The sequence below is a fragment of the Accumulibacter sp. genome (assembly GCF_023806625.1).
In the GTDB taxonomy this organism is placed as follows: domain Bacteria; phylum Pseudomonadota; class Gammaproteobacteria; order Burkholderiales; family Rhodocyclaceae; genus Accumulibacter.
Map to the genome: position 1 here is coordinate 1 of NZ_JAMTDX010000064.1, position 3,205 is coordinate 3,205.

Genomic DNA, 3,205 nt, shown 5'->3' on the forward strand with positions numbered 1-3,205 from the left:
TTCGGATTGCTGGTCATGGTCAGTCCTCTATAGGGAATAGCAATGTGGCCTTCGCATCGATCGGCGAAGTGGGAAACTTTCTCACAGAATCCCGTAAAGGGTCAATCGGCGCGGAGATCCGGGGGGCGGTCAGAAGATTGCGCGGAAGGTGAGACCTCCCGCATGGTTGGTGGTTCGGTAAGTTCCGTTGACGGTCGGATTCGGGCTTGCGGTGACGACACGTGGGTCGAAGAGTAAGGCTTGATAGGAAACATCTATGCCGATTGCGCGCTTGGAGAGTATTCCTTGACCGGTCTCCGAGCAAGCCAGCAAGCCCAGGACCGTGCCCTGGCTGTGACAGAGAAATCCGACGCCGACCGTTAACATGTGTACGTCGCTGTCCGCAAAGGCTGGATCGAAATTGAGATCCGTAACCGGCGTATGCGAGCGGCTATAGCCTGTGCGGAAGGCCACATCCCAAGCATGCAGGTCGGTCAAATTCAACCATTTGTATTCCGTTCCGACATTGACTGTCACGACATTCTTCCACTTTTGTGGGCTCGGCAAGGTCGAGCCGTTCGAAAGCGATACATCTCCATTCCGAATCGATTGCCATCGAACATAGTCCACATCGGCTTCGATCTTCCATTCCCGTTCCTGATCGCGAATGGCCCAGAACGCAAGCCCCCCGGTCCAAACCTCCGGCAGCCGGATCGAACTCGAAGCGTTGGCGAGTAGAGTCCGATCCACTAGAAAAGCGCCGTTCAGCGGCAAGACAGCCTGACTTCGCCAGACCCCGGCAACTGTGAGTCGAGGTTTACCCCCCTCCGTACGCCAGGGGGCGTACAGAAAACTGGCGTTGAGTCCGGCCGTTGTGCCTTTGCCATTCAACTCTACTTCGGATCCCGGCGGTAGTCCGGACCCTGGGGCAGCGTGAAAACGGCGCTCGGCCTGGCCTTCTCCAAGGAAACTTGCGAACGTCAAGATGTCGGCGCCCAGCCCAATGGAAAGGGACTCAGTGATGGCATAGGCGAGAGTTGGCTTAATCGCCATGAGAGGCAGCTGTGCGAAGGTCACGGCTGTATTGAATGGCCCATTCGCCGGGAATTTAGCCGCAAAGCCATAGAGATTCTGCACTCCAAGGCCGGCACTCAGGTCTCCTAGAGCGGACACCCCCAGGTCTTTCAGCTTCGCCGTCAGAAAAATCTGCCCTGGCGGTGGCAAGCCGATCGGAAAGGGGTGCTCATTGCGGACAGAAGCGCCGGTCGGACTGGTGAACCTTGTATTGACGCCGACGAATTGAGCGCCACCCGCAAGATGCACCCCCGACAATTGGGTCATGCCGGCAGGGTTGTAAAAGACTGCGGAGGCATTGTCGGCCTGGGCAGCGAAGGCATTGCCCTGCCCCATGGCAGCCGCATCATGAAACGGATTGCGAAAGCCGTCGGCGAACGCAGAAACACTGGAGAACAGAGCCAGGCAGCCAATCGCCAGTGCCACAATAAGGCGTCCTGCTGGCATGAAAGGTCGGTTTGAACGAATCGGTAAGTTAGTATGCATAGTCTTGCCGAATGAGTTCGGGTGGTCCCTAGCACGAGCAATTACATATCGTCAATATTTCTCTTGCGGTGCCTGGGAGTGAGTAGAGATAGTCCTGCCTCTTTCTGCTCGCGAGAGCGGGGGATGATGCACGGTGACCCGCTCCAAGCAATCGCGTGTCCATTCTGTTACTTGTGCGAAGCTGGTCCCGCCTGCTCGATAGATCGACACAGCGCCGATTGATTTGGATCACGGCTCCCGCCGGCGAGGGGAAGGCCACCCTCGTTGTCCGTTATTAGAAATCCAAGCGTTTACCGGTCTTGTGCTATCGGCTGGACGAGAGCGATGCCGCTTGGCGCTCGCCCGAAACTGTCCGACTCGTGATGGCGATGAATCGTGCAGCGGGAAACCTACGGTGATCCGGTGTTCGAGTTTCTTTTCAAACTCAAGCAACCGGCTCATCTGGTCAGTGGTTTAGTTAGACGAGAAGCAATTTCGCGTGCTGGATCTGCGAGCTCTGGTCGGAGGCAAGCTGAGGTCCGAAGGTGCCATGGCGGGTAGTCGCAGTCTGCCGCTAGAAGTGCGGCAGAACTCATCTTGCGTCCGAAGCTGACTTCCTGAGATACTCGTGACCTTCGGGGGCCATGCGACTCATCAGGAGGCAGTGTCTTGTCCCCTGGCTCGAACGCTCGTCCTTCACCAGCCCGTCTCGCCAAACTCACACCACCTCGCTTGCCGGCGGTGCTGGCGCGGCCCCGTCTCTTTCGTCTACTCGATCGGGCATCCAAACATGCTGTGGTCTGGATTACGGCGCCGCCTGGCTACGGCAAGACCACGCTGGTCGCGAGTTATCTCAAGGCTCGCAAGCTCAAGACCCTCTGGTATCAGGTGGACGAGGGCGATGCCGATGTGGCGACCTTCTTCCATTACCTGGGGCTCGCTGTCCAGCAGGCTTCACCTCGATCCCGCACCCCCCTGCCGAAACTGACACCGGAATACCTGCCGGGCCTGCCTACCTTCACCCGCAACTTCTTCCAGGAGCTCGGCCGTCGGCTACCGACGCCAGCCGTGCTGGTACTCGATAACTATCAACTCGTCCCGTCCGACTCGAAATTGCACGATGTCGTTGCCTACGCGATTGAAGCGCTGCCGCCGGGAATTACGCTTGTGGCGCTCAGCCGCGTAGGGCCTCCCGCATCCTTGGCGCGGGCACAGGCGAATCGGATCATGGATGTCGTGGCGAAAGAACCCCTCGAACTGACGACGGCTGAAACGCGTGCGCTAATGCAGTTGTATGGGAAGGCCGGAAAGGAACCGCCCAATCGGACTCTCCTCACGCATGTACAACGCAAGGTCGGCGGATGGGTTGCGGGAGTGATGTTGCTGCTCCGGCATGCGATGTCCCACCGAGGCGTCACACCGCTGGCGACGGGGCAACCACCGGAGGTCTTGTTCGATTACTTGGCCCGCGAGGTGCTGCACCATCTGCCGGACCAGGAGCAGAGTTTTCTGATGCGGAGCGCCTGGTTGCCTAAGATGACCGCAGGGATGACGGCGCGGTTGACAGGCTATACGCGAGGCGGCGAGGTGCTGGCACGGCTCGCGCGCACCCACTACTTCACCGAGCAGCGGTTCGAGCAGGAGCCGATGTTCGAGTACCATCCGCTCTTTCGGGAGTTTCTCCAAG

1 protein-coding gene and 1 pseudogene are annotated in these 3,205 nt (G+C 58.8%); one reads left to right on the forward strand and one right to left on the reverse strand.

The genetic code is table 11. The features are described from left to right. Positions 1 to 129: 129 nt before the first annotated feature. A complete protein-coding gene (locus NFW05_RS11700) occupies positions 130 to 1,479 on the reverse strand; it encodes an outer membrane protein transport protein (protein ID WP_295306815.1) in 1,350 nt (449 codons plus the stop codon). A gap of 834 nt (positions 1,480 to 2,313) precedes the next feature. Here NFW05_RS11700 and NFW05_RS11705 point away from each other — a divergent pair. Beyond that, positions 2,314 to 3,205: pseudogene (locus tag NFW05_RS11705) on the forward strand (hypothetical protein); the annotation flags it as partial.